At 58.7% G+C, this 24086-nt stretch carries 19 protein-coding genes, 1 pseudogene and 1 riboswitch; of the genes and pseudogenes, 9 read left to right on the top strand and 11 right to left on the bottom strand.

Features of this window, described 5'->3' with window-relative positions; translation table 11 throughout:
* A partial coding sequence (locus Q0G85_RS08005) for an InlB B-repeat-containing protein (RefSeq protein ID WP_297156457.1) occupies positions 1–3142 on the bottom strand: 3142 nt, incomplete at its 3' end.
* A 305-nt stretch (positions 3143–3447) separates the two neighbouring features.
* A riboswitch (cobalamin riboswitch) is annotated at positions 3448–3615 on the bottom strand.
* 333 nt (positions 3616–3948) lie between these two features.
* Between Q0G85_RS08005 and Q0G85_RS08000 the strand changes: the two genes are divergently transcribed.
* From Q0G85_RS08000 to Q0G85_RS07990, 3 genes are all read left to right on the top strand, one after another.
* Positions 3949–4809: a TIGR02452 family protein gene (locus tag Q0G85_RS08000; RefSeq protein ID WP_297156455.1), complete on the top strand. Its 861-nt coding sequence runs from the start codon at positions 3949–3951 to the stop codon at positions 4807–4809.
* 210 nt (positions 4810–5019) lie between these two features.
* Complete coding sequence (locus tag Q0G85_RS07995; protein WP_297156453.1) at positions 5020–7230, top strand: UvrD-helicase domain-containing protein; 2211 nt, start codon at positions 5020–5022, stop codon at positions 7228–7230.
* Positions 7231–7245: 15 nt separating this feature from the next.
* Positions 7246–7749 carry an NUDIX domain-containing protein gene (locus Q0G85_RS07990; RefSeq protein ID WP_297156452.1) on the top strand — a complete coding sequence of 168 codons (504 nt, stop codon included), beginning with the start codon at positions 7246–7248 and terminating at the stop codon, positions 7747–7749.
* Between the two features lie 181 nt (positions 7750–7930).
* Here the strand turns inward: Q0G85_RS07990 and Q0G85_RS07985 are convergent, their stop codons facing one another.
* Positions 7931–8446: a flavin reductase gene (locus Q0G85_RS07985; protein WP_297156450.1), complete on the bottom strand. Its 516-nt coding sequence runs from the start codon at positions 8444–8446 to the stop codon at positions 7931–7933.
* A gap of 174 nt (positions 8447–8620) precedes the next feature.
* Between Q0G85_RS07985 and Q0G85_RS07980 the strand changes: the two genes are divergently transcribed.
* Both Q0G85_RS07980 and Q0G85_RS07975 read left to right on the top strand, forming a co-directional pair.
* Positions 8621–9313: a DUF3793 family protein gene (locus Q0G85_RS07980; protein WP_297156449.1), complete on the top strand. Its 693-nt coding sequence runs from the start codon at positions 8621–8623 to the stop codon at positions 9311–9313.
* A gap of 111 nt (positions 9314–9424) precedes the next feature.
* Complete coding sequence (locus tag Q0G85_RS07975) at positions 9425–9847, top strand: flavodoxin (protein WP_297156446.1); 423 nt, start codon at positions 9425–9427, stop codon at positions 9845–9847.
* A gap of 145 nt (positions 9848–9992) precedes the next feature.
* Here Q0G85_RS07975 and yfcE read toward each other — a convergent pair whose 3' ends face one another.
* The 7 genes from yfcE to Q0G85_RS07940 all read right to left on the bottom strand — a co-directional run bounded on the left by yfcE (position 9993) and on the right by Q0G85_RS07940 (position 17437).
* On the bottom strand, positions 9993–10616 hold the full coding sequence (yfcE, locus tag Q0G85_RS07970) for a phosphodiesterase (protein ID WP_297156445.1): 624 nt from the start codon (positions 10614–10616) through the stop codon (positions 9993–9995).
* Between the two features lie 231 nt (positions 10617–10847).
* Complete coding sequence (locus Q0G85_RS07965; RefSeq protein WP_297156443.1) at positions 10848–12083, bottom strand: SLC13 family permease; 1236 nt, start codon at positions 12081–12083, stop codon at positions 10848–10850.
* On the bottom strand, positions 12084–12608 hold the full coding sequence (locus Q0G85_RS07960; RefSeq protein WP_297156441.1) for a nitroreductase family protein: 525 nt from the start codon (positions 12606–12608) through the stop codon (positions 12084–12086). It lies immediately after the preceding gene.
* A gap of 74 nt (positions 12609–12682) precedes the next feature.
* Positions 12683–13717 (bottom strand): low specificity L-threonine aldolase, encoded by a 1035-nt coding sequence (locus Q0G85_RS07955; protein WP_297156439.1) that lies wholly within the window; start codon positions 13715–13717, stop codon positions 12683–12685.
* Between the two features lie 87 nt (positions 13718–13804).
* The gene (locus Q0G85_RS07950; RefSeq protein ID WP_297156437.1) at positions 13805–14341 is read right to left on the bottom strand and encodes a VanZ family protein; all 537 of its coding nucleotides are present in this window, start codon (positions 14339–14341) and stop codon (positions 13805–13807) included.
* A 102-nt stretch (positions 14342–14443) separates the two neighbouring features.
* Positions 14444–15718 (bottom strand): ArsB/NhaD family transporter, encoded by a 1275-nt coding sequence (locus Q0G85_RS07945; protein WP_297156435.1) that lies wholly within the window; start codon positions 15716–15718, stop codon positions 14444–14446.
* Between the two features lie 183 nt (positions 15719–15901).
* Positions 15902–17437 carry a LuxR C-terminal-related transcriptional regulator gene (locus tag Q0G85_RS07940; protein WP_297156433.1) on the bottom strand — a complete coding sequence of 512 codons (1536 nt, stop codon included), beginning with the start codon at positions 17435–17437 and terminating at the stop codon, positions 15902–15904.
* Between the two features lie 584 nt (positions 17438–18021).
* Here Q0G85_RS07940 and Q0G85_RS07935 point away from each other — a divergent pair.
* The 4 genes from Q0G85_RS07935 to Q0G85_RS07920 all read left to right on the top strand — a co-directional run bounded on the left by Q0G85_RS07935 (position 18022) and on the right by Q0G85_RS07920 (position 22289).
* Entirely contained in the window at positions 18022–20643 is a 2622-nt protein-coding gene (locus Q0G85_RS07935; protein WP_297156431.1) for a molybdopterin-dependent oxidoreductase, read from the top strand.
* A gap of 2 nt (positions 20644–20645) precedes the next feature.
* Entirely contained in the window at positions 20646–21473 is an 828-nt protein-coding gene (locus tag Q0G85_RS07930; RefSeq protein WP_297156429.1) for a 4Fe-4S dicluster domain-containing protein, read from the top strand.
* A gap of 115 nt (positions 21474–21588) precedes the next feature.
* Positions 21589–21843, top strand: coding sequence for a DUF4160 domain-containing protein (locus Q0G85_RS07925; protein ID WP_297149146.1), 255 nt, complete (start codon positions 21589–21591; stop codon positions 21841–21843).
* Positions 21844–21854: 11 nt separating this feature from the next.
* A complete protein-coding gene (locus tag Q0G85_RS07920; protein ID WP_297156427.1) occupies positions 21855–22289 on the top strand; it encodes a helix-turn-helix domain-containing protein in 435 nt (144 codons plus the stop codon).
* Positions 22290–22359: 70 nt separating this feature from the next.
* Here Q0G85_RS07920 and Q0G85_RS07915 read toward each other — a convergent pair.
* Positions 22360–23751: pseudogene (locus Q0G85_RS07915) on the bottom strand (SLC13 family permease).
* Positions 23752–23819: 68 nt separating this feature from the next.
* Positions 23820–24086: hypothetical protein (locus Q0G85_RS07910; protein WP_297156425.1), on the bottom strand; the 267-nt coding region annotated here is incomplete at its 5' end.

Genomic DNA, 24086 nt, shown 5'->3' with positions numbered 1-24086 from the left:
TGTAGAACATGCCGTCGGCGGAGCCGATGATATCGATCGTGTTCTTCGCAGTCGCGGGGTCGTAGGAGGCCGCCTCGTCCGGGCAGGCGTTGCGCCAGAGAATCGTGGCGAGCTCGCCGCGGGTGAGCGCGTTGCCAACTCCGAAGATGGTCGTGCCCTCGTAGCCCTTCATGAGGCCGCGGCTCGCGACGAAGTCGACGCCGGGCGCGTACCAGGAGGCGTAGTCCACGTCAGTGAACACGGGCGCAGGATCCTTTTCCCACTTGGCCCACAACTCCACATCGCCCACCTGCGCGGCGCTGATTGCGTCGACCTTCTGAGTGAGCTCCTCATCGAGATACCATCCAGCAAAGGTGTAACCGCTCTTGATGGGGGCGGCGAGGGCAACCTCCGTCCCCGGGATATAGGAGGAAGGATTGGCCGCAGCGTTCGTGCCGCCATCAAGATGGTAGGTGATGTCGCAAGACATCCGACCAATTGCCATGAGGTTGCCCGAGTCGTTGTTGTAGTACAGGGTGCCATCGGAATCGCAAATCGGGCTGCAGATACAATACTGCGCCAGAGGTCCTTCGGGCACGTAGAGGTTGCTAACCTTCGCCTCTGCCTGACCCGCCGCGTCCTCGAGAACCAGGATGCCACCGGGATTGTTGTTGTAGGTGAAGTACGCGTAGACCTTGCCGCCGTTCGCAGCGTAGCCCGTGCTCAGCAGCGCCGAGGACTGCACATAGCCCTGCACGTTAGCCGAATAGATGGTGCTCATCGTCGCTGTCTCCATGACCGCGACGACGCCAGAAGTGAAGGAGGACGACCCGCCGCCAATGTAGAGACGGCCGTTGAAAACAACAGGCGTGCTCGTACTCTTCGTCATGCCGTCGACCTGACCAGACTTGACCGACCCGCCGTCAAGCGCGCCATCTGCCCCCATGGGAACGGAATACACCTTCCCCGTGGTCGTCGAGAAGAAAAGGTTCCCATCGGCGTAGGCGATAGACGAACGAATCTGCCCGTCAGCTTGGAAGGTCCCTACGACCTCGCCAGTCTTCGTATTGCACGAGGTAAGGACCCCCGCATCGGACCCGAAGACAATCACGTCGCCCGACAGGTAGGCACCAGCCCAGTAGCAGCCCGTGCCCTCCGCGCGATAGATCCAGGTGGGATATTTCACCTCGTCAGTTGCGGAAGGGTCCTCGTCGGTCGCCGACAAGCAGAGATACGTCACCGCATTGGCGCTCGACGACCCCTGGGAAATTCCCGTGTAGACGTAGCCATCTTTGTAGGAGAGCGGCGTCGTCGTGGAGCCGCCAAGCTCCTCGCTCACCCACAGCGACTCGAGCGTGTCGGCGTTGAGCGCCTGAACACGGCCATTGTCCACCGTGGCGAACAGCATTCCGTCACCATACGTGAGACGACCGTCGTAGTAGCTGTTATCGCTTACAAGTTCGCCCTTCTCGATCATGGCGCCAGTTGCCTTATCGACCTTCCAGATCTCCTTGCCGGCAAGCGCATAGAGGTAATCGCCAACGATGAGCGTGTTCGAAACTCGGTCCCAGCCGCTCGTCAGCTTCGCACCCCAGAGAAGCTTCGCCTCATCAGCCGTGCGCGGGGTCTTCGCGTCCGTGATGGCCATGTTGTCGTCAGAGCCGCGGAACGAAGGCCACGCGGAATCGAAATCGACAAGCGAGCTCGCGGGCGCCTTCTCGAGCGTCACCGGGACAGTCGTCGCGTCAGCCGATGCCTCGATGGTGGCGCGCTTGGTCACATAGCCAGCCTTGCTCACCGTGTACGTGTAAGTCTTCCCCTGCTCAACCGGGAACAGCAGCGGCGCCGACGCGGGGACATCATTGCCATCGGGGTCGGCGACGCTGACGGTCGCATCCGCAGGGTCAACCGAGAAGGAAAGAATCGGGCCGACAGGCACGGTGACCATGTAGGTCTTCGCCTCGGCACCGGCGGCGTCGGACGCAGCGACCGTCACCGCGAGCGTGTTGATACCTTTAACGAGCAGGTCACTTCCGTTGAAGAGCGTCCAAGTCGAATCGCCCGACGTCACAGCCTTCGCCGCACCGCCGTTGAGGCTCGCCGTGATGACAGCCCCCTCGGGCGCGGACGCCTTAACGCGGAACATGCGCTCCCAGGAGTTGCTGCTCCACTTGACCGTGGGCACGCTGTATTCGGTCACATCCGCGGCAAAGGCGGGGGTCAGCTCGAGCGCGTTGGGGAAGCTGTCGAAGCTCGCCACGCTGAGCGCCGTCAGCTCCGCTGCGGGAGCAGGCACCGGCGCGTCGTTGCTGACGACGACCTTGAGCACGGGCGGGATGACGGCGGTACCACCAGCGGAGTACGCCGTGTAGTAGTAGGTTCCCTCCTCGCTGGGGGCGACAAACGCCACGCTGCCGACATCGGACGTGATGGCTCCATCCACGTCCGCCCAGGTGGAGCTCTCCCCGTCGACGCTCGCAAGTTGCGCGCCTGCAATCGGCTGACCAGCGGCGCGCATCGCTTCCGCATCCTTATATTGGTAGCCCGACATGTACGCGACGCCCTTCAAGACAAGGTTCGTCTGGCTGCCAGGGCGAACGGTGATCGAGTCGACCGCCACGCCATCCTTGCAGAACCAAGCAGCCTGGTCGCCATAGCCACTCTTGTCCTCGTAGATGAAGAAGTCGAGCACGTCACCAGTCGCAACCGCCTGTGTGACCACCGTCGTACCGGTGTATCCGCCCCAGCTGCTCTCGGTGCCGTCGTTGGGGAAGGCGCCGTTGAGCATGAAGCCGTTGGCGGACGTCTCCTGCCCGAAGAGCTTCGTCACATACCCGGCGTCGCTCACGGCCAAATAGTCAGCGGCGTCGTCCTTCGTCATCCCGAAAGCGTCTTCGTGGGCCTTGACCAGGACGTCGAGCGCCGAAACGCCGTCGGTCACCTGGTCGGTGAAGCCCATCGACTCAGCCTCGTCGCTTGCAACCTCGACGTCCAGCCCGTTGACGAGATACGTGCTCGCCGCATCCTGCAAATGGTAGCTCACCGTCACCGTCTTCGGTGCGGCTGCCGCCTTCCCCACTTCCACGAACGCGAGCTGCGGCACAAGGCCGCACGCCAGCACAACGGATAAGAGCAGGGAAACGAACTTGCTCCTACGATTCATCCAAGCCTCCTTATCTGCTTGATTTTCCTTTATCTGCCTGATTTGTGTTTTCGTTTGATTCGTCGATCCGCAGCGCACCTCCATCAACGCCGCCGCGACGCAGTTTCGCACTGTCCCCTTTTAGGGCAACCCCCTTTCAGGCCGCATCCTCGCCAAACGACACAAGAGCCCGCAGCTCTCGAGTCGAGCTGTTCAGCGAGACGGGCTACGCCGTTTTGAGAAGGGAAATGTCTGCTGCCTCGAACATGGCACTGCGATGGCGTTTTCGCCATATCGAATGAGGGCACAACAAGTCGAACCATCCTTCCCAGGGCTGTTTGGCAGATAGGTAATCCGACTTCGGCTTGGGCCCGTCCCTATGCCCGGGCGAGCACAAGCGCTTTACGGTTGCTGGTACAGCGCAGGGTTCCCACCTGCATTCCCCTCTGCGAGCCGCATCTATCCGAAATGCGATCCGCACACGTCCGCCAACGCCATTTACTAGATTTGCAAGCGCATTGTATTACATGGGGAGGCGAGCGATTCGCGCGGGCAGCCAAAAACCGCCGAAACGCGCGAGGGAACAGATGAGAAGGCGAGGCGCAGCTAGGTGCCCTTCGGCGGCGCCCACAAAGCGAGTTCCTTAAGCGCAGCGAGGACTGTTTGAGCGACTGGGCGTTGCCGAAGAGCCCTCATCGGGCGGAAGGGGGACATGGGATGCCGGCAATCTGGACAAACCTTGTGGCGTCTTCATCCCGCCCCATCCCCCAACCAGCGAAACTGCTACCATAGGCCTTGTTCGCATTATCTTCAGGGAAGGACGCAGCATGCCCACACGTGACGAGCGGCGCGAAGCCGCAGCGAAGAACCTTGCGCTGATGCGCGGGGCGTTCGCAAGCGAGACAAAAGCGACCGTTGACGCGGCCAAAATCTACGAGAACGGCGAAGGGCGCGAACTTCCCGTAGCCGAAGCGGAAGGCGAGACCACGACATCGGTAACGACCGATTTCGCACCGAAGGCGGTATTCAGCGCGCAGGGCAAGGTCGTGGTTGTCGACCCGTGCTCGTTCACCCGCCCAGGCGGCGCCTATGAGGACGGAAGTTTTGGTCCCGAACAGATTCTCTGCGCGGAGAGCAACCTCTATCCCGCGCTTTGCGCCTGCAAGGACCTCTACCACGGCAAGAACCGCGGCTATTCGTCCGGCATGCTGTTCACCGATCGATCGCTCTACCTGCCCGACGTGGCATTCGTGCGCGACGGTACCATTCGCCGCGCCGATGTACTGGCTATCCCCGAACCCATCCGCACCCGCGCGCTGGAGAACCATCGCTCGGAACGCGAGTGCGAGCATGCGCTTGCCAGCCGTATCGAGGCGATTCTGCGCATCGCGGCGGCGAACGAATGCGAGACGCTTGTAGTGGGCGCTTTCGGCTGCGGGCCGCAAGGGTTCGATGCCGAAATGTCGATCGGCCTGTTCAAGGCTTGGATTGAGGCGCATCCCGGAGCCATCGCGCACATCACGTTCGCCGTGCCGCGCGCAAGCTTCAACGCCTTCGACGATGCTTTCGGCGAAAAGAAGGCTCCCGAGCCCGAAGTTGTGCAGGAAGCAGCCGCCGACGAGGATGCCGAGGACGACTTTGATTTCGATCCCGCCGATCTCCCCGAGGGAGTGACGCTGCGCGCCTAAGAAGCCAGGCGGCCCAACAGACCTTGGGATACTAAAAACGCCCTTTCACGAGCGCCCCCACGAAAGTCGGGGGCGCTCTTCTTTTCGCCTGCGCGCCACCCATAGACGCAACGATGCAAAAACCTCGAAGACTCTTGCCACGGGGGTTCGGCCGTGTTCCAAATGGTCTACAATAGTTCGTCCGATATTTCAGCCAAGGAGAGCCCACACATGTCAGACGAACGCGCACGCGACAACGCATTCGAATCAACCACCGCCGCCGAAGGGCCCGTCGACCTTGGCGAGGCGAACGACGCGAACAGCGAGAACGACCCCGTTTTTGCCCAGGAGCAGCAGCACTTAAGCGACACCTATGCAACGCTGCGGTCGATGGCGAGCGCGCTCGCGGTCAAGATGCACAAGAACGAGGACGCGGCTGCCGCCACAAAACAGCAGATGGTGGAAGAAATCAAGCAGAACTACGGCAGCGATACCGAGGCGTTTGAGACCTACGCCGATTTCGCGACCGTGAACAGCGTCATCGACTCGTACAACCAAACGCAAGACGCCGCGACCGAGAAGCTCTCCAACATCGGGCTTCTCCTGGAACAGCCGTACTTCGCGAAGATCGTCCTCGACTTCAAGCGCGGGGCCGCGCCGAAGGAGCTCTACATCGGGGCTGCGGGCGTATCCGACGATAGCTGCCGTCGCCTCGTGGTTGACTGGCGCTCGCCCGTTGCCGAGGTGTACTACAACCAGGACATGGGGCCCACACACTACCGCGCGAACGGCCGCACGATCGCCGTCGATCTCACGCTGCGCCGCCAGTTCGACATTGTGCACGACGAGCTGCGCGCCTACTTCGACACCAACGTTGCCATCCAGGATTCGCTGCTTCTCGCATCGCTGTCCAAGCAGCGCACTTCCCAGATGCAAGCGATCACCGCGACCATTCAAAAAGAGCAGAACGCCGTCATCCGCCACGAAGACTGCCCCGTGCTTCTTGTGGCGGGCATCGCAGGTTCGGGCAAGACATCGGTGCTGCTTCAGCGCATCGCGTACCTCTTCTACCAGCACCGCGAGAACCTTCGCCCCGAAGACGTGTTCCTCATCACTCCGAACCCCGTGTTTCGCCATTACATCGCGAACGTGCTTCCCGACATGGGCGAGCGCAACCCGGAAACGCTTACGCTCGCGGAGTTCGCGCACACCCTTTTGCCACAAGGCCAAGGCTTTGGGAAGGGCACCGTCGACGAGGCGACGCTATGGCGTATCGATGAAGCGCTCGAGAGCGGCAACTTCGATTACGCACCGGGCGATTTCTGCGACATTCGCGTGGGGCGCACGAAACTGATCACGCAAGCCCAGGTGCATCAGGTGCGCGCGAAGTGGCCTCGCATCGAACCTGGTGCGCGCCTGTCGAACCTGATGCGCGAAGAGCTTACGCGGCGACTCGATTCCAAGCTCGCCTCGATGGCGACAAGCGACGAAGCCTATGACGAGGTGGTTTCCCTCACCCACGACGAGCAGCTCGCGGCGTTCGGCGAACCGGTGAACATCGACGACGACAAGGACGTGCGCAAGGCCGCGCTCAAGCTCATCAAAGGTCGCTTCGACATCGCGTACGGGATGATCGCACGCGACGAATGGCTTCATGTGGACAACCTAGGCCGCCGTCTGATCGGTGCGGAAAGCCTGCCGCCCGCGGCGTGGCTCTACCTGAAAATCGCCTGCACGGGGCTTTCGAACCCGGACGCGCGCTACGTCATGATCGACGAGGTGCAAGATTACACGATTCCCCAGCTCGCGGTTCTCGCCCGATTCTTCCCGCGCGCACACTTCATGCTGCTCGGTGACGAGAATCAGGCAATCCGCGAAGGGGGGCTCACGTTTGCGCAGGTCAAGAATACATTTGAGCGCCTGCGCGGCAAGGTGAGCGAATGCCATCTCATGACGAGCTATCGCTCTACCCCAAGCATCACCGACTTGTTCGCGCGCCTTCTGCCTGAACGCGAGCGCATGGAGGTGTCGTCCGTGCAACGCGAAAGCGCCGCGCCGCGCATCGAGGTGCTCAACGACAAGGATGCCTGGGCAGACGCGCTGCGCGAGGCCGTGCAGGCAGCGAATGCAAGCGACGAGGGACTCACCGCCGTCATCGTGCCGTGGAAGCACGAGGTAACAAAGCTTGTCGCGGCTTTGGGGGACAACGCGCCGACGCTCGTCGATGCGACGGGTGCGCTCCCCCGTTCGGGGTGCGTGCTGCTCACGCTGCCGCTCGCCAAAGGTCTCGAGTTCGACCACGTCATCATCCCGAACGCAAGCGCGGGGCTCTTCCCCGCTGACGACCGCATCGCGAAAAACCGCCTCTACACCACCATTTCGCGCGCCACGCGCGAGCTCGACGTGTTCGCCCTCGGCGAGCTGACGCCTCTTTTGAAATAGACGCAGGGAGCTGCAATGACGACCCCGAACTTCATTCTTTCGCTGCGCGAAAAGATTGGCCACGACCCGCTTTGGCTGACGGGAATCACGGCCTATGTCGAGGACACGGGCGGGCGCATCTTGCTCGGGCGACGCAGCGATACGGGTGAGTGGGCGCTTGTGTACGGTATCGTAGAGCCTGGTGAGGAGCCTGGCCGCACGTGCGTGCGAGAGGTGCTCGAGGAGACGGGCATACACATTCAGCCACGGGCAATCGCAAGTGTGAAGTCGTCGAACCACCTGGTGAAATACGCGAACGGCGATCAGTGCCGCTACTTGGATATCCTCTTCATCTGCACGCCTGTCGAGGACGACACCGCGCCTTTTGTGGGGGATGACGAGAGTACGGCGGTTGGTTGGTTCTCGCCCGATGACCTCCCCCACCCTCTGGCCGCATCGACCGTCAGTCGACTCGCCATCGTGCGCGAATACCAGGCCCGCGCCGCCACAGGCAACCCCGCCGCGCTCTTCTCGCTGTAGAGGAAGCCCGCGGCGATCACAGGCGGGACGCGAACTTTCCCCTCCTCGCCTGTGGCCCTGATGCGGACTTCCCCCATCCTGCCTGGTACAGACAGGATTCCCATGGCTAACCTCTTCTAACTTGAGGTCGTTGCTCATCCCTCCTGGCGCAGACGGACTTCCCTCTTCCTGGAGCGGGGTGCTATTCCTTTACGAGGACCTTCTCGATTTCGGCCATGTACATGGTGTGATAGTCATGATTGGGATACCAGCGCTCATCGCAGGAAGTGTCGATGAAGTCCTCCGGCGGCAACTCGCGCGCGTACAGCTTGCGGCACACGAACACGAGCTCGGCCTCCTCGAACGCCACCGATCCGCCGACCTCGACGGGAGTAAGCCCCGCCTGGGAAATCTTGTCGGGAACGTCGCGCCCGGAAACCTTACCGAGAAGGTTCAGAGCCTCACGGTTGTTCCCCTCGCCAAAAAATGCGCAGGTGAAACGCTCCTCCGCGTCAACGAATTCCTTGGTGTAGCGCTGCGGGCGAATGTAGACGCTCACCACGTTCTTTCCCCACATAACGCCCATGGCGCCCCAGCTCGCCGTCATGGTATTGCAGTGCTCGGCATCGGTGCCCGCGGTGACGAGCATCCACTCCTTGCCAATTTTCGTGAACGGATTGAGCATCAGCTCTTCAGGTGCGATTTCTTTGAAAGCCATAACAGTCTCCTTGATCGTTGTTTTCTTAATGATAACGCGAATTCGAGAAATCTCGGTCTTCTTGATATTGTAACCATAGGCGAACTTTTTCTCGTCAAATGCTTGACGGGGCCACCTCGCTGGGATATAAGTTTCCCGTAGCTAACACATTGCGAGCCCGAAAGAAGTCCTCCCATGGATAAGCATCAATACGTGAAGCTTTTCGAACGGAAGTTGGTTCACCATTGCACGCCGACGCTGGCGGGCATCAAGCCTGCGAACTTGTTCGTCTGCCGCGACGAGTCGGTTCCTGGGCTTGGAAAGAGCGATTCGGGCATCATTTCCGCCAAAGCGCACGAGCGGAATCTGTCATATGCGCTGCGCATGACGCGCGACAAACTCTATGATTGCGGGGTCCGAATCGAGCTTTTGGCACGCAGGAAATCGGGCGTGCTGCTCTACGTCTATCGCCCTAACATGCTTCGCCGCGACCTTTCCCGCCCCGAAGTCGCGCGCTTCCTCGAATGCGAAGGGTACGACACGAAATCGCTTGCCGCGTGTATCGAGCTTCTGCACAAGCGCATCTGCGGGACTGACCTGCAAAGCACGCTGTCGGGATCGTGCGCGTTCCCTCACGAGATCGGCCTCTTTTTGGGCTATCCGTACGAGGACGTCGTGGGGTTCATCGAGAACAAGGGCGAGAACTACCTATGCAGCGGGTGCTGGAAGGTGTATTCATGCGAGCGCGACGCGAAGGAGTGCTTCTGCAAGTTCAAGGAATGCACGCGCGCTTACGAGGAGCTCTTCGACGAGGGCGTGTCGCTGGAATGCTTGGCCATCCTCGACGACGCTTTCCCCGCAGACGAGGCGTTTTCCCAGGCCAGCTAAGGGCGCGCTGGGTGACGCGCACGCGGAAGGGGAGCCTGCGTGCGCGTCACCCAGCGCCGAAGGAAACGCGCGCGGGACTAAATGACAACCGATATGCAAGGAGCACCCATCATGAACAAAGTTGCCATCGTTTATTGGAGCGGCACCGGCAACACCGAGGCCATGGCCGACTTGGTCGCGCAAGGCGTGCGCGCCGCCGGCGGTACGGCCGACCTGATCCAAGCAACAGATTTCGATTCCAGCAAGCTCGAGGACTACGACGCCTTCGCGTTCGGCTGCCCCGCAATGGGGGATGAGGAACTCGAGGAGATGGAGTTCCTACCGATGTACGACGAGGTAGAGCCGCACCTTCCAGGTCGCAAGGTGGTATTGTTCGGGTCCTATGATTGGAACGACGGCGAATGGATGGAGCTTTGGGAGAAGCGCGCGGAAGAGGCGGGCGTCGACGTGGTCGACTCCGTCATCGCGAAGGACTACCCCGACGACGACGCCTCTGCCGAATGCATGCGCCTCGGCACGCTCGTCGCGAAGTAGAGGCACCTCAGGGGCTGGTCCAAGAACGAGGCAAGAGGTTTGAGGGTTCAAGCCAGGCGGGGTGCACTTGCAGATATGGCCCTGCCTGGCTGCTCTAGAGTTCAGGGAATCGCACTTCTCGGGAGCGATAGACGCAGCGCGGCGTCTATTCTCCTGAGAGTTCCCGCAGCTCAAAGGTGCCGTTTTCATAGACGGCGTAGCTGTTCGAGCCGTCCTTCGGAAGGGAGACGCTGCCTGGGTTCACAAAGAGCACGCCATCGCGCGAGGCGATTTCCTTCACGTGGGTATGCCCATAGAGAAGGGCGGCGCCGCGCGCAATCGGCGGCACATTCTGAGGACCGAACAGGTGGCCATGCGTGCAAAAGAGCAGGCGCGGCTTGGCCTTTGGGACAGACTGCGGGGCGGGTTGCGCAGCGAGCTGTGCGGCAGGTTGCGGGGCAGCTGCCGATACAGGCTGTCCGTCCGCGCCTCCCGCAGGAGCCGCATCCATCACGATCGCGTAGTCAGCCATGCAGGGAAAATCAAGCACCATCTGGTCGACCTCGCTATCGCAATTCCCGCGCACGGCAACGACGCGGTCAGCCAGCGAATTCAGCATCGCGAGCACTTCTTTCGGCGCATAATCGCGCGGAAGGTCGTTTCGCGGACCGTGGTAGAGAAGGTCGCCCAAAAGAACGATGGTGTCGGGCGATTCGGCGTCGATTTGCGTCATGAGGGCGCGGCACCAGTACGCCGACCCGTGAATGTCAGAGGCAATTAAAAGCTTCATCTATGCGCTCCTTTCTTGTCTTTGCGCAAGCATACCTTATCCGACGTGCAGGCCGCAGCGAAGTTGAGCCAGCAAGTCCTATCCCACGACGGTAGGCATTTGGCTGGCCGAACGCTATGGCGACGGGGCACGAGCGTGGGCACGGAGCGGGGGGACGCGAGGCGAAGCACAACGGTCCTGAAAGCCCACTCGACATCCCGACTCGGGAAAACTCAGATATCAGGCTGGGCGCTATAGGCCAAAAAGCAGGGCGGCTCCAAGTAAAACCACGAGAAACATCACGTTGATCAGCGTAAATACCTTGACGTAGCGCACCTTTGCCCCCACGCGGCCAATTGAAATCGCCTTGAAGGTAATGAGGCTCGCCATCGAGGCGATGAGCGTCCCAAGTCCGCCGAGGTTCGTTCCCACAATAAGCGCACTCCATTGGGTCGTGAACCCGGAGAGCAGTACGGCTGCGGGAACATTACTGATCACCTGACTCGCACCCACGGCTGCAACAATCGCATTCTGCCCCACAAGCTCCGCCACCGCATCATGGAAAAGCGGTATGCGCGCCATATTGCCCACAAAGACGAACAGCGCCGCGAAGGTGAGCAGGAGAGCATAGTCAACACGCCGAAACAGCGCGGCATCAACAAGCGCCACGGCTGCGATGACTGCGGCAAGCACTACGCGAACATCGGCAACGCCCGCGACTGCAAGCAAGCAGACGCAGAATAGCACCAGATAGATTGCGAGGCGCACGCGATGGCTGCCCCACATAGGCACAGAGGCGGCACCTTCGCGAGCCTCGTTCGCGAACTCATTTGCGGCGCCGTCGGCCAAGCACGCCGGCGAGGCGCTTTCTCCCCCACCCGCAGTGCCCCGTCCGCAGCCCTCGCTCTTGCCGAGATCCTTCCCACAACAAGGGTCCGCTCTGAATAGCGCGAAGATACACCCGACCAAAAGCCCCGCGGAAAGTGCGGTATAGGGTGCCATCAGCATCAGGAAGTGGGGAATCGACATCCCCGAAGCAGTGAACAGGTACAGGTTTTGGGGATTCCCAACAGGCGTAAGCATGCTGCCGAGGTTCGCGGCGACCGTCATGAGCGCAGCCACAACGAAAACACGCTCCTCCATGCCTGCCGCGCGAAGCGTCACAAGGGCGAGGGGAACAAACGTGATGAGCGCCACGTCGTTCGTCACCGCCATGCTGAAGAAAAACACGATTCCCACGAGCGCAAATGCGATCGCGCGCTGCGACTTCGCTCGCGAGATGAGCCACTTCCCCATCGAATCGAGCACGCCCAGCGAGCGCAGCCCGGCAACGACGGCCATGAGGCAGAAGAGCAGTGCGAGCGTGCGCCAATCGATATAGGAAGAGTACGCCGCGTCGGGCGGAACGGCAAGGCACGACGCGGCGGCGAGCACAACAGCGACAACGAGGACAACCTCGCGCCGGACGAAATCGCGGAAACGTTGCACTTAGAAGCTTTCCCAGCTCACAAGCGACATATCGATATCGGCCGCCGTATGGGGAGCGGGATGCTCGCAGATAGTTCCCACAACGAGCATCGCCTCGAGGGAGAGACCTTCCGGCGCGTCGAGGACGCGGCTGACATAGTCACTCGAAGGCGTGCCGTCGGCGGCAGTGCGCATGCGAGCCTGGACCCAGCAGCTGCCAAGGCCCAGCGCATCGGCCGCGAGGTGCATGTTCGCCATGGCAACCGAGCAGTCCTCGACCCACGTGTCGGCGATGGACGGATCCCCGAACACGGCAATGACCAGGCTTGCCGTATCGAAGAGCTTTTGTTTGGGGTCGCGGGCTTGCGCGAGGAGGGAAATCGTCTCCGTGTCCTCAACGACGACGAAGCGCCAGGGCTTCTTCCCTTTGCCCGCGGGGCCCGACATGCCCGCGACGAGAAGCGCCTCTATCGTCTCGCGCGGGATGCTTCCGCCCGAGAAGCTGCGGATGCTACGGCGATGGAGCAACGTGTCGAGAATTTCCATAAGGTTCCTTTCTCTATGCCCAGCTCAGGCCACTAACTTTTTCCAGTGAGCAACGACACCATCAGAGGAAACAGCTACAAAGCCGCGATAGCCTCCTCGAGCGCGACGATCTCCTCTTCGCGCGTGGCCCAACTCGTGCAGACGCGAATGGCGACGTGCTCCTCATCGATGCGCTCCTCGAATTCCAACTCGAACCGCTCGGAGATCTGCGCAAACTGCGCATCGGTGAAGTTGATGAAGACCTGGTTGGTCGTCGTTTGCGCGAACAGGGGAATCCCCGCCTTCGCACAAGTGTCCTTCACGCGCGCAGCGTACTCGTTCGCGCGGCGGGCAACCCTGAAGTAAAGGTCGTCGGTGAAGAGCGCCTCGAATTGCGCACCGAGCAGCCACCCCTTCGCGAGCATGGCGCCGTTTTGCTTCATGTTCGCGCGGAAGTGGGGTTTGAGCTCGCCGCTCACGATGACGACGGCCTCGCCGAACAGCGCACCGCATTTCGTGCCGCCGCAGTAGAACACATCGGCGAGGCGGGCGATATCCTCGAGGGAAACGTCGCCGCCGATCGCCTCGAGGCCGTAGGACAAGCGCGCGCCGTCGATGAACAAATAGAGCGAGAATTCGTCGCACACCGCGCGAATGGCTTGAAGCTCGGCCAGCGTGTAGACGGAGCCTGTTTCGGTCGCCATCGAAAGATAGACCATCTTAGGCTGCGTGATGTGTTCGGGGATGATACTCTCGGCCCAGTTTGCCGCAATCGCGCGCACCTGGTCGGCGCTGATTTTGCCATCGTGAGCAGGCGCGGTTTCGCACTTGTAACCCGCATGCTCGACCGCTCCGGTCTCGTGCACGTTGATGTGCCCCGAATCGGCGCAGATGACGCTTTGCCACGGGCGCAGGGCGGACTCGATGACGATGAAGTTCGCCTGCGTGCCGCCGACGAGGAAATGCACGTCAGCCGTAGGTACGCCAGCACGCTCGCGGATCAGGCCGGCCGCGCGCTCGCACACCTCGTCGCAGCCATATCCGCAGAATGCCTGGTCGTTAATAGCTTGAAGCGCTTCGAGAACCTCGGGGAGCGCACCTTTACAGTAATCGCAGTTGAGTCTAATCATGAAATCCTGGCCTTCGAAAAGCGACAGTTAGCGAAATGCACGGACAACAGCATATCGCACCAACGCGGAAAGCGGCGCAAGACCGAGCTAAACGCGGTGCCTTTCTCGCATGCGCATCACGGCCAGCACGATAGCCACTGCCACAAGAGCCCCCGCCGTATCGACACCGACGTCGAACGGCTGCCCACTTCTGCCCGCGACGAACAGCTGGTGGAACTCGTCGAAGCAGGCATACACGAAGGCCATGGCCACCGCGCCCACCGCCACAGGGGCGATCTTCCGCGTGTTCCGCAGCGCTTGCGAAGACCGAAGCGCCTGGCCCTGGCGCAACGTCGCAAAGGCAAGCAGACCCAACACGGCATACTCGCTGAAATGCCCCGCCTTCCGAACGAAGAAGCTGAGCGACCCCACAACAGCCGTCTGCTCGTCAGGCGACATGTCGGAAAACCCCGGCCAAGCCATCGAGAGGACAAAAGAGGTCAAGCCATCGCTCATGCCCTGGGAGTGGTCGCCGTCGTTCGCCGACATGAAGAAGATGAACCCCATCCACAGGACGAGCGCCACAACGCACACCGCGAGACGAACGCATTGCCAACGACGCTCATGTGACGAAGAAGACGACATGGTTCCTATCTTTTCTCTTTTGATACTACGAATCGGGGCTGGCGCGATATGGCCAGCCCCGATTCAATCGTTTGGTTTATCTACCCGAGAGCTAACCTCGCCCTACATCGGCGGGAAACGCACGATGAGGTACACGGCCGACACGGCGATGGTGACAAGCATAATCGGGAAGCCGTATTTCAAGAAGCCGATGAACGTGATCTCGGTGCCGTGCTTCTTGGCGATATCGGACATGACGACGTTCGCCGACGCGCCGATGAGCGTGCCGTTGCCGCCGAGGCAGGCGCCGAGCGACACCGCCCACCACAGAGGCATAACGTCCATGCCGGTCGCCTCCATGGAAAGCAGGATCGGAATCATCGTAGCGACGAAGGGGATGTTGTCGAGGAAGCTCGAGATGATCGCCGAGGCGATGAGCAGCACGAGCATGGCGACGAAGGTCGAGCCACCCGTAACGTCGATCAAGGCCTGCGCGAGCATTCCGATGACGCCGACTTCGGACAGGGCTCCAACCACGATGAACAGGCCGGCGAAGAAGACGAGCGTCGTCCACTCGACGTGCGCGAGGGCCTCTTCAATGCGCTCGCCCGAGATCAGCATGAGGATACCTGCCGCGGTGAGCGCGACGACGCAGGACTCGATGCCGAGCGATCCGTGCAACATGAAGCCCGCCGTCACGAGGATGATCATGATGACGCTCTGGCGCAGGAGCGTGGGGTTCTTGATCTCCTCGCGCTCGTCGCGCTCCATGAGGGCGCGCTTGTGCTCCTCGTCGACCTTGAACTTGCGGCCGAACAGGAGATAGAACAGGCCGATCATCACGATGAGGCAGATAATCGCCGCCGGCGCGTCAACCATGACGAAGTCCGCGAACGAGAGGCCCGCCGCCGAGCCGATCATGATGTTGGGCGGATCGCCGATGAGGGTGGCCGTGCCGCCGATGTTGGAGGCCATGATCTCGGCGAGGAAGAACGGCAGAGGGTCAAGGTCGAGCAGGCGACAGACCGTGACCGTCATAGGGCCGATGAGAAGGACCGTCGTCACGTTGTCGAGCAGCGCCGAGAGCACTGCGGTCAAGCAGACGAAGAGCACCATCACAAGCCAGGGATTGCCTTTCGCGAGGCGCGCGCACTTGATGGCCAGGTACTCGAAAAGCCCTGATAGCTTCACCACGGCGACGAAGAGCATCATACCCAAAAGCACGCCGAGCGTGTTGAAGTCGACGTGCTCCATGGCCGCGTCGAAGCTGACCACGTGGAGGATAAGCAGGATCATCGCGCCGACGACGGCGGCAAGTGCGCGATGAACCTTTTCGGTTATGATCGCCACCATAACGACGACGAACACGACGATGGCAATTATCTGGGTTGTGCCCATGCGGTTCCTTTACTGTTCGATTTTTCGCATTCGAATCAGTATCCATGAAGTGGGGGGCCTTGTCATCATCATTTGAGCTGGAAAACCGTAAATCTCGGCGGATACATTCAAAGATGGCGCGGATTTGCCAAATCTACAGCGACAATTGGCGACTAATGCCGAAACACTCCGAGGAACGCTATATTATCGCTCGCCTTCGTCCACAAGGTCCATCAAACGCTGCTGGGAGTTCACGCCAAGTTTTTGATAGATATGGTAGATGTGCGATTTGATAGTGGCAGGCGTCACCATTAGCTGCCCCGCAATGTACTCGGCGTTACGTCCCTTCGCGAGAAGCGCAAACACTTCGGTTTCGCGCGGGGTGAGCGAAAATTTGCGCGACACCTCTTCGCAACGGTCTTGAAAGCCTTCCGAGTAAAACGGTTCTCCCCCTCCGCGAGCGCTCGCGGAGGGTAGCACCTCCACCTCCTCGGGCTTCGAGACCACTTCTACCGCCTTTTGCGCCGCAACGTCGATAAGCGAATCAAGTCGTTTCTTCGTCTTCGATTCATCGCCACCGTAAACAGAGAAGGCCACCACAATAACTACAACGAAACCGCAAGTGAACAGGTAGAGACTTTCGCCGTCGAGGCAGAATACGAAAGCGGCAGCGTAGGCAAGAAGACATCCGACAAAGAAACCGATCCACGACGGAATCTGACGAAGCGCGAAACGACGCACGGGATGCAAGCGGAACTCATAGTTCTCGATGCTCACCGAGAACCAAGTGAACATCTGATTATGCGCAAGCGTCGCCAAGGCGACGCACGCCCAAACCACACGCAAAGGTCCCTCAAACAGGGGCATCATGAGAAGGCTAACTACTAAAAGGGGCAAAGCAATACGTTGAACAATCCCCACATCGATGTCGACACGCGAGCCAAGCACGCACCAGACAACTGCGAGAGCAACACCAAAGATGCCGCTCGCACCGCCCACGAGTGCTGCCGCGAAGCCTTGATAACAAACCTCGATGCTCATAAGTCCATATACTGCACCACAACTCGCGACGGAAAAGAACGCGGGAGCAGACAAGTCGGGCACGCGGCGAAAATCCTGCACACTCGGGATAGAGTTTTTCGGGATGGAACGCGCAATCATTGCCGCAGACAAAACCGAAATGAAGAGGATGAGACACAATTCGAGCATACTCACCCACAACTCTCCCGTAGCGTTCACGATAACGAACAGGAACGTGCCGCCGACTCCTCCCGAGACCACCACCCTCATAGTGAACGACGACTCCATCAGGCTGAATATTACGCACCAGTACGTAGCCAAGATTGCTTGGGAAATTCCGAGCAACGCCCACGAAATCTCGAGAACGATAATCGGGAGAGCGCCTGTCGTAGTGTAGACGCACGCGCAAATCATGGGCAAAAACGACACGATCAGCGCAGCAATCGCAAGTCTATCCCGATTTTTGAAAAATACATCGGCTTTCACCGTAAAGAAGCCAAAGGCGAAAGCAAGCGTCAGCACAGAAATGCATCGTATAAAAATTGCCGTCTGAATATCGCAAAACGACAGAAGCGGCAGCGACGGCGAGAACACCACCGACAATTCCCAACCTATCAAACATGAAAAGCCGGCAACTGCCACCGCGAATAGCGATGCGACGCCGGCTTGCCGCCGAGTCGCCCCCTCCGACGATGCATCTTCCCCTTCGACGCTTTCCATACCTCTCCCCCCTAAACATCTGGGTATGACACGACCCCTCAAGTTGCTCTCATTTCAATATTACCAGCTGTCGACCAGGCACACCTAATAAAAGATACTCCATTTAGTTAAAGAGAGGCGCGCTTCAAAAAGGCGTCCCGCCGGCAACAAGAAGGATGTCAAGCTGGCTTCTCGTTTTTCCGATGCGCCTTTCAACCAAACGAGCGAGAGGGGAAATTCATGTGTTTCAGACCACCAAGCGTCGATCAGGGTCCTGTCAAATGTCCGAAATGCGGAGCGATGGTTGACCCAAACCTCGATGCATGTCCCAAGTGCGGAGCCAAAGCGACCGCCGCCGTCGGGGCGCCGCCCATGCCAGGGGCGCCAAGCGCACCTTCGATTCCAAAGGTCCCCGGTGCAGCGGGTGCGCCTTCCGTACCGAGTGTACCAAAAACACCGAGCGTTCCCTCTGTTCCTGGAGCGCCAAAAGTCAATGTGCCTCGGGGGTAGTCGAAAGCGAATCTTTGGGAGCACACAGCATTTAATCCATGGGTAAGCCGGGGAAATCCCGACTCAATCAGACGAGAGCAAGGAGAGGAGCACGCATGAGCAAGAACGCAAAGGGGACACCGATTGTCAAGGGCCTCGGCTTTGACAGCTTCGGACTCGGCGCCAACGCCTGCACAGTTGACATCGATGAGGAGGCGAACAAAATCCTGCGTATCAGGCCGTTTCATTTCGACGAGCATCAAACTCCCGAGGAATTAAACGCCTGGAAAATCGAAGCAAGGGGAAAAACCTTCGAGCCCGGCTATAAAACACTGATTTCGCCATTGTCACTTTGCTACAAGAAGCGCGTCTATTCTAAAAACCGCATCCCCTACCCTATGAAGCGCATTGACTGGGACCCAGCGGGGGAACGCAATCCGCAAAATCGCGGCACAAGCGGTTATGAACGCATCAGCTGGGACGAAGCAGCAGAAATCGTCGCAGCCGAAATCAAGCGCATGCATGATGAATATGCCCCGGAGGCAATCCTGTGCGAAATTGACGGCCACGGCGAGACGAAAGTGGTGCACGCGAGCCACGGCTGCATTACCCATCTGCTCGATCTGTGCGGCGGGTTCACCTTGCAGTCCCGCCAACCCGACAGCTGGGAAGGCTGGTATTGGGGCGCCAAGCATATCTGGGGCATGGACCCACTCGGGCAACAGAACAAGCAAAACAACGTAATCAAAGACATTTCCGAAAACGGCGATGCAGTATTGTTCTGGGGCTGCGACCCTGAGACCACTCCTCTCGGTTGGGGAGGATATATGGCAAGCCGAATCTGCTTCTGGTTCACAGAGATTGGGGTGAAACAAATCCACATCTCCCCTGACGTGAACTATGCCAATGCCGTGCACGCCGACAAGTGGATCCCCGTCCTTCCCAACACCGATGCCGCGCTGCAGCTTGCCATCGCCTATACCTGGATAAAGGACGGAACCTTCGACCAAGAATATCTCGACACTCATGCCGTTGGCTTCGAGAACTTCAAGTACTACGTTTTAGGCGGTGAGGACGGCGTTCCGAAGACGCCAAAGTGGGCCGAAAAGATCTGCGGCGTGCCTTCCTACACCATCAAGGCGCTCGCCCGCTACTGGGCCAAGCACGCAGTCTCCATCGCGCATTGCAACGGCGGCTCGTTCATTCGCTCATGCTTCGCGCATGAACCGGCGCGTCTCGAAGTGGCACTTCTGGGCATGCAGGGTCTCGGAAAGCCTGGCGCTAACCAGTTCAAATTCATGGAGTGGACGCTCTTCGGCATTCCCACGCTTGACCCCCTGCCCCCTTCAACGCATATCCCCAGTCTGGGAGCCGCGTATCGCGGATACGTCACCGGAACCAAGACAAGCTTCATCCCCAAGACCATGATCCCCGAAGCAATCATGAACCCACCCGTCTCATGGTACGGGCACATCTCTGCTGGCCTGCCTCGCGAGGACCAGTTTGACGGCCCTTACACCTTCCCGCCCGAAGGCGGAAGCCGCGTGCACATGATTTGGTCCGATTCGCCCTGCTGGGAAACATGCTGGAACGGCGGGTTCAAAATGCAGGATGCGCTGCGCGACGAGTCAATCGAGTGCGTCGTGGTGCAGCATCCCTGGATGGAAAACGACACCATGTTCGCCGACATCATCCTTCCCTCGAATACCAAATTCGAAACGGAAGACATCGGTACGGATTGCGACTCAGGCCAGTGGAACGTCGTGTTCTATGAGCGCCAGGCAATTAAGCCTTTAGGCGAGTCTAAGTCTGACAAGGAAGTCGTCGCAGAAGTAGCCAAGAAACTCGAGAAGTTCGGCGGCATTTACGAAGATATCTACGACAAATATCTGGGAGGAAAAACCGACGACGAGTGGATTCGCGTGGGCTTTGACACAAGTGGCGCTCCCGAAGGCATGTCCTTCGAAGAATTCAAAGAGAAGCAGTACTACGCCTTCCCCACTCGCGAGGACTGGAAGGACATCCCCGCTGGCGTGCGTGAGTTCCACGACGACCCCGAGGCAAACCCGCTCCGCACACCATCAGGCAAGCTGGAGTACTATTCCACCACGCTTGCACAGAACTTCCCCGACGACAAAGAGCGCGGCCCCATTCCGCATTGGGTTGACGAAGGTGCTGGGCATCAGGAACGCCAGTATCTGGAGCGCGGTCGTAAGTATCCGTTCCTGCTGGTATCTAACCACCCGCATTTCCGCGTGCATGCCCAGCACGACGACGTCACGTGGTTCCGCGAAATGGAAACATGCAAGGTGACCGGGCCCGACGGCTACAAATATGAACCCGTATGGGTGAATCCAATCGATGCGGGCAAACTCAGTCTCGAAACGGGAGACGTGGTGCGCGTGTACAACGAGCGCGGTGCCGTGCTCGGCGGCGTTATCGTGTCAGAGCGCATCATGCCAGGTGCAGTTTATCAGGATCACGGCGCGCGTTGCGACTCCATTGTGTTAGGAGAGGGCGGTCTCGACCGCGGCGGCGCGAACAACCTTATCGCTCCAACCGCCTGCACGTCTAATCATGCCCACGGCGAAGTAACAAGCGGCTTTTTGGTAAACATCGAGAAGGTCGATGTGTGCAAGCTTGCCGAGGAATATCCCGAAGCGTTCGGGCGCGACTACGATCCAGCGTGCGGTCTTGTTGCCACTGCGCGCATCGTTAACGGAAAGGAAGGCGAATAGCCATGGGCAAGGTTTTCATCTTCGATGCAGCAAAGTGCAACGGATGCCGCAACTGTCAGCTAGCATGCAAGGACGAGCATGTCGACAACGAATGGCTCCCCTATGCTAAACCCCAACCCGATACTGGGCAATTTTGGACCTCCATGGAAGAAATCATTCGAGGGCAAGTTCCCAAGGTGAAGGTATCTTACGTGATGCATCGCTGCCAACACTGCGACAACGCCCCATGCATGAAAGCCGCACCCAGCGCGGTATATAAGCGCGAAGATGGCTTGGTTATCATCGATCCCGTGAAGGCCGAAGGCAAGCGCGAGCTTGTAGATGCCTGCCCCTATGGCGCCATCTTCTGGAACGAGGAACTCGCAATCCCTCAAAAATGCACTGGATGCGCTCACTTGGTCGACGAGGGAGAACTTCCCCACTGCGTAGACGTATGCCCGCACGAGGCGCTACGCTTCGGGGATGAAGAGGACTTTGCCGACGAGATAGCGAAAGCCGAAGCCATCATGCCCGAGCGCTCTGCCAGCGACAGCCCGCGCATGTACTATTTGAACCTGCCCAAACGATTCATCGGTGGCATCATCGTTGATCTCGAGGCTGACGAAGTCATCATTGGGGCAAAGATCACACTCGAGAATCTCGATTCCGGCGAAATCAAGGTGACTGAATCTGACGACTTCGGCGACTTCTGGTTCCACCAAATTCCCGCCGCGAAGTTTAGGGTATACGTCGAAGCCAATGGCTATCTCACTCGCGTCATCGAGGCAGACACCACCAATGAAGATAAAAACGTTGGTCCGATCGAGCTCTATATTAACCAGTTAGGGTAGCAACGTCCCACGCAGCACTTTTCGAAGCCCAAGCCTATAGAGGCTTGGGCTTTTTTACTCCATGTTATCACTGTATCGTGATATTATATTATCTGCAAGATTGAAAAGGGGAACTATGCCAGTACTTTCAACTTTTTACGGAATCGTGATTCGGATGTACTTTTTGCAATCAGAGCACAACCCTCCCCATGTTCATGCAATTTACGGCGAAGATACCGCCGCGTTCGATATCAATACAGGTGAATTGCTTGATGGCAAGTTGCCCGCACGCGCATCTGGCATGGTCAGGGAGTGGATTGGGATCAATCGCGATGCCCTGCTCGACATGTGGGAAACGCAGGAATTCAAGAAACTCGACCCGCTGAGTTAAGGAGGTATTCGATGTTCCACAAAATCAAAGATGTCTACCCGTTACCCAGTATGAAGCTTAGCGTTCTATTCACCGACGGAACCACAAAGAAATATGATGTTGCCCCGCTCACAATGAGAATTCCCGCTTTCAAAGCCCTCGAAGACGGCTCGTTGTTCAACGATGTCAAAGTAGACGTCGGCGGCTACGGCATCATATGGAATGACGACATCGATCTTTCGTGCGATGAGCTCTGGTACAACGGGGTCACAGAAAGCACGCCTTTTGACGACCTTATGTCATTCGCTGACGCCTCAGAGCTGTGGGGGTTGAGCGAATCGACGCTTCGTAAAGCAGTTTCATATGGAAAGATCGTCTCAGGCATTGATGCACGAAAATACGGGAAACAGTGGATCGTAACAAAAGGTGCCATGCAGAGAGAATACGGCGATCCAGTTTCCGCATAGCACAAAAAGGCCTGCCATCCGAAGCGAATCGCAGGCCTTGATAGATAAGTTCTGGAGACGTTGGAACTAGCTAGATGCCCAAGACTCCCACGATAAACGGCATCCATGCCGCCATGAGAAGAACGAGCACGATGGATGGAATAATACCCGTTTTGAACATATCACCAAAGGTATAGTAGCCCTCGCCGTACGTTAACATGACCGTCGGGTTCACCGGCATGAGGTAGTTGCCAGCAACGACAACCGCCAAGGCAATAGTCGGAACAGAAGGCGACATGCCGAACCCTGCGCACAGCGTGATCATGATCGGCAGGAAGATACCGAGAATGGCGACGCCAATCGGGCAGACGGTGTGCAGGATATACACGAAGGCAAGCATAAGTGCCAACGCCGCAAACGAGCTCAGGCTCATAACGCCGCTATTGGTGATAAGGCCAGCCAGAAACGCAGCGCCACCCGTAGACTCGATAACCGAACCAAGCGACATGATGGTTCCGCACATGAGCACAATGCCCCAAGGCACGGCGTCCTGGAATTCCTTTCAAGACAGGAGCTGCATGCCAGGAAGGAACATCACGGTAAGACCGATCAATGCAACGACCGTAGCGTTCAGCACCGGAATCCAGTTGCCAGCAATCCAGAGAACAAGCAAGCCGAGCACGACAATAATAGCCTTGATTTCATAGGGTTCGATCTTCTTAGCTGCGGCAGCCTGTTCACGGATACCCTGAAGGCACTCGTCGGTAATGGGTTCGGGCTTCAGGATCTGAGTGATAAAGAACCAGGTGACGGGAACCATCACGATAACCACCGGCAACGCGACGATGACCCAATCGAGGAACGAGATCGACGCGCCCGTAGCCTTCTGAAGAATATTCATTGCAACAACGTTGAAAGAGCTGCCTGCCGGCGTTGCCATGCCACCCGTGACGGCAGAAATCGGGATACCGATCATCAAGCAGCGTCCGAGATTGGATTCTAAGGGTTTAGCGTTTGCAGCTTTCAGGATTGCAAGTGCGAAACCGAGAAACAAGACCGTGCAGGGCACGTCAGACATGATCGTTGAGACAAGCGTGGTCGCAATCATAAATCCCAGAACGAGCTTGCGAGAATTCGATCCCGTCCATTTGATGAGAGCCCCAATAAGACGAGTTCCCCAGTTAGTCTTCAGCATGATAACGGGCAGCGAGAACACCGCAATGATGAAGAACAGGGCCGGACTAGCAAAACCACCAATTGCCTGGCCCAAGCCGCCGACGACGCCCAAAACCGGACACATTACAATGACGAAAAGCGCCGTAACGCCCAAAGGTAGCGCAGATGTAACCCACAAGGACACCAGCGCCAAAAGCAAGCCGAGTGTCATGACCCCTTCGTGACCGAGCGTCTCGCTTCCTGGAATGAAAATCGATCCTACGATAAATACAGCTGCCAAAGCAATACCAATGAGACGCTTCGACATGGGTACGTTCGTGCTTTCCATTATCTCCTCCTTATAGATTTATAGACACAGCAGAAACGGACTCCCATTTAACCCCTGACAACCTCCTTACTGCGAACGCCGCCTTCTCCCCTTGCAGGAAAACGAACGAGTATGCCGCACACCGCACACGCCGCAACGATTCCCGCGGTTACGTAAAACGCCAGAGCACACGACCCCGTCGCATCGAAAAAAGCACCGCTCATAATAGGAAGAGCTGAAGCGACAAGGGTTGTAATCATAATCCCAGTACCTAAATTTTTCGAAAGCGACCCTGTTCCGAAGTAGTTAGCCATCGCCGTCGGAAACACTGCATT

It is taken from the genome of uncultured Ellagibacter sp. (assembly GCF_934617235.1).
GTDB lineage: Bacteria > Actinomycetota > Coriobacteriia > Coriobacteriales > Eggerthellaceae > Ellagibacter.
This window is presented reverse-complemented; position numbering and strand designations above follow the sequence as displayed.

Bases quoted from the DNA above. Each gene is read 5' to 3' on its own strand.
- Q0G85_RS08000 (WP_297156455.1), top strand. From the start codon at position 3,949: ATGCCCACACGTGACGAGCGGCGCGAAGCCGCAGCGAAGAACCTTGCG.
- Q0G85_RS07995 (WP_297156453.1), top strand. From the start codon at position 5,020: ATGTCAGACGAACGCGCACGCGACAACGCATTCGAATCAACCACCGCC.
- Q0G85_RS07990 (WP_297156452.1), top strand. From the start codon at position 7,246: ATGACGACCCCGAACTTCATTCTTTCGCTGCGCGAAAAGATTGGCCAC.
- Q0G85_RS07985 (WP_297156450.1), bottom strand. From the start codon at position 8,446: ATGGCTTTCAAAGAAATCGCACCTGAAGAGCTGATGCTCAATCCGTTC.
- Q0G85_RS07980 (WP_297156449.1), top strand. From the start codon at position 8,621: ATGGATAAGCATCAATACGTGAAGCTTTTCGAACGGAAGTTGGTTCAC.
- Q0G85_RS07975 (WP_297156446.1), top strand. From the start codon at position 9,425: ATGAACAAAGTTGCCATCGTTTATTGGAGCGGCACCGGCAACACCGAG.
- yfcE (WP_297156445.1), bottom strand. From the start codon at position 10,616: ATGAAGCTTTTAATTGCCTCTGACATTCACGGGTCGGCGTACTGGTGC.
- Q0G85_RS07960 (WP_297156441.1), bottom strand. From the start codon at position 12,608: ATGGAAATTCTCGACACGTTGCTCCATCGCCGTAGCATCCGCAGCTTC.
- Q0G85_RS07955 (WP_297156439.1), bottom strand. From the start codon at position 13,717: ATGATTAGACTCAACTGCGATTACTGTAAAGGTGCGCTCCCCGAGGTT.
- Q0G85_RS07950 (WP_297156437.1), bottom strand. From the start codon at position 14,341: ATGTCGTCTTCTTCGTCACATGAGCGTCGTTGGCAATGCGTTCGTCTC.
- Q0G85_RS07945 (WP_297156435.1), bottom strand. From the start codon at position 15,718: ATGGGCACAACCCAGATAATTGCCATCGTCGTGTTCGTCGTCGTTATG.
- Q0G85_RS07940 (WP_297156433.1), bottom strand. From the start codon at position 17,437: ATGGAAAGCGTCGAAGGGGAAGATGCATCGTCGGAGGGGGCGACTCGG.
- Q0G85_RS07935 (WP_297156431.1), top strand. From the start codon at position 18,022: ATGAGCAAGAACGCAAAGGGGACACCGATTGTCAAGGGCCTCGGCTTT.
- Q0G85_RS07930 (WP_297156429.1), top strand. From the start codon at position 20,646: ATGGGCAAGGTTTTCATCTTCGATGCAGCAAAGTGCAACGGATGCCGC.
- Q0G85_RS07925 (WP_297149146.1), top strand. From the start codon at position 21,589: ATGCCAGTACTTTCAACTTTTTACGGAATCGTGATTCGGATGTACTTT.
- Q0G85_RS07920 (WP_297156427.1), top strand. From the start codon at position 21,855: ATGTTCCACAAAATCAAAGATGTCTACCCGTTACCCAGTATGAAGCTT.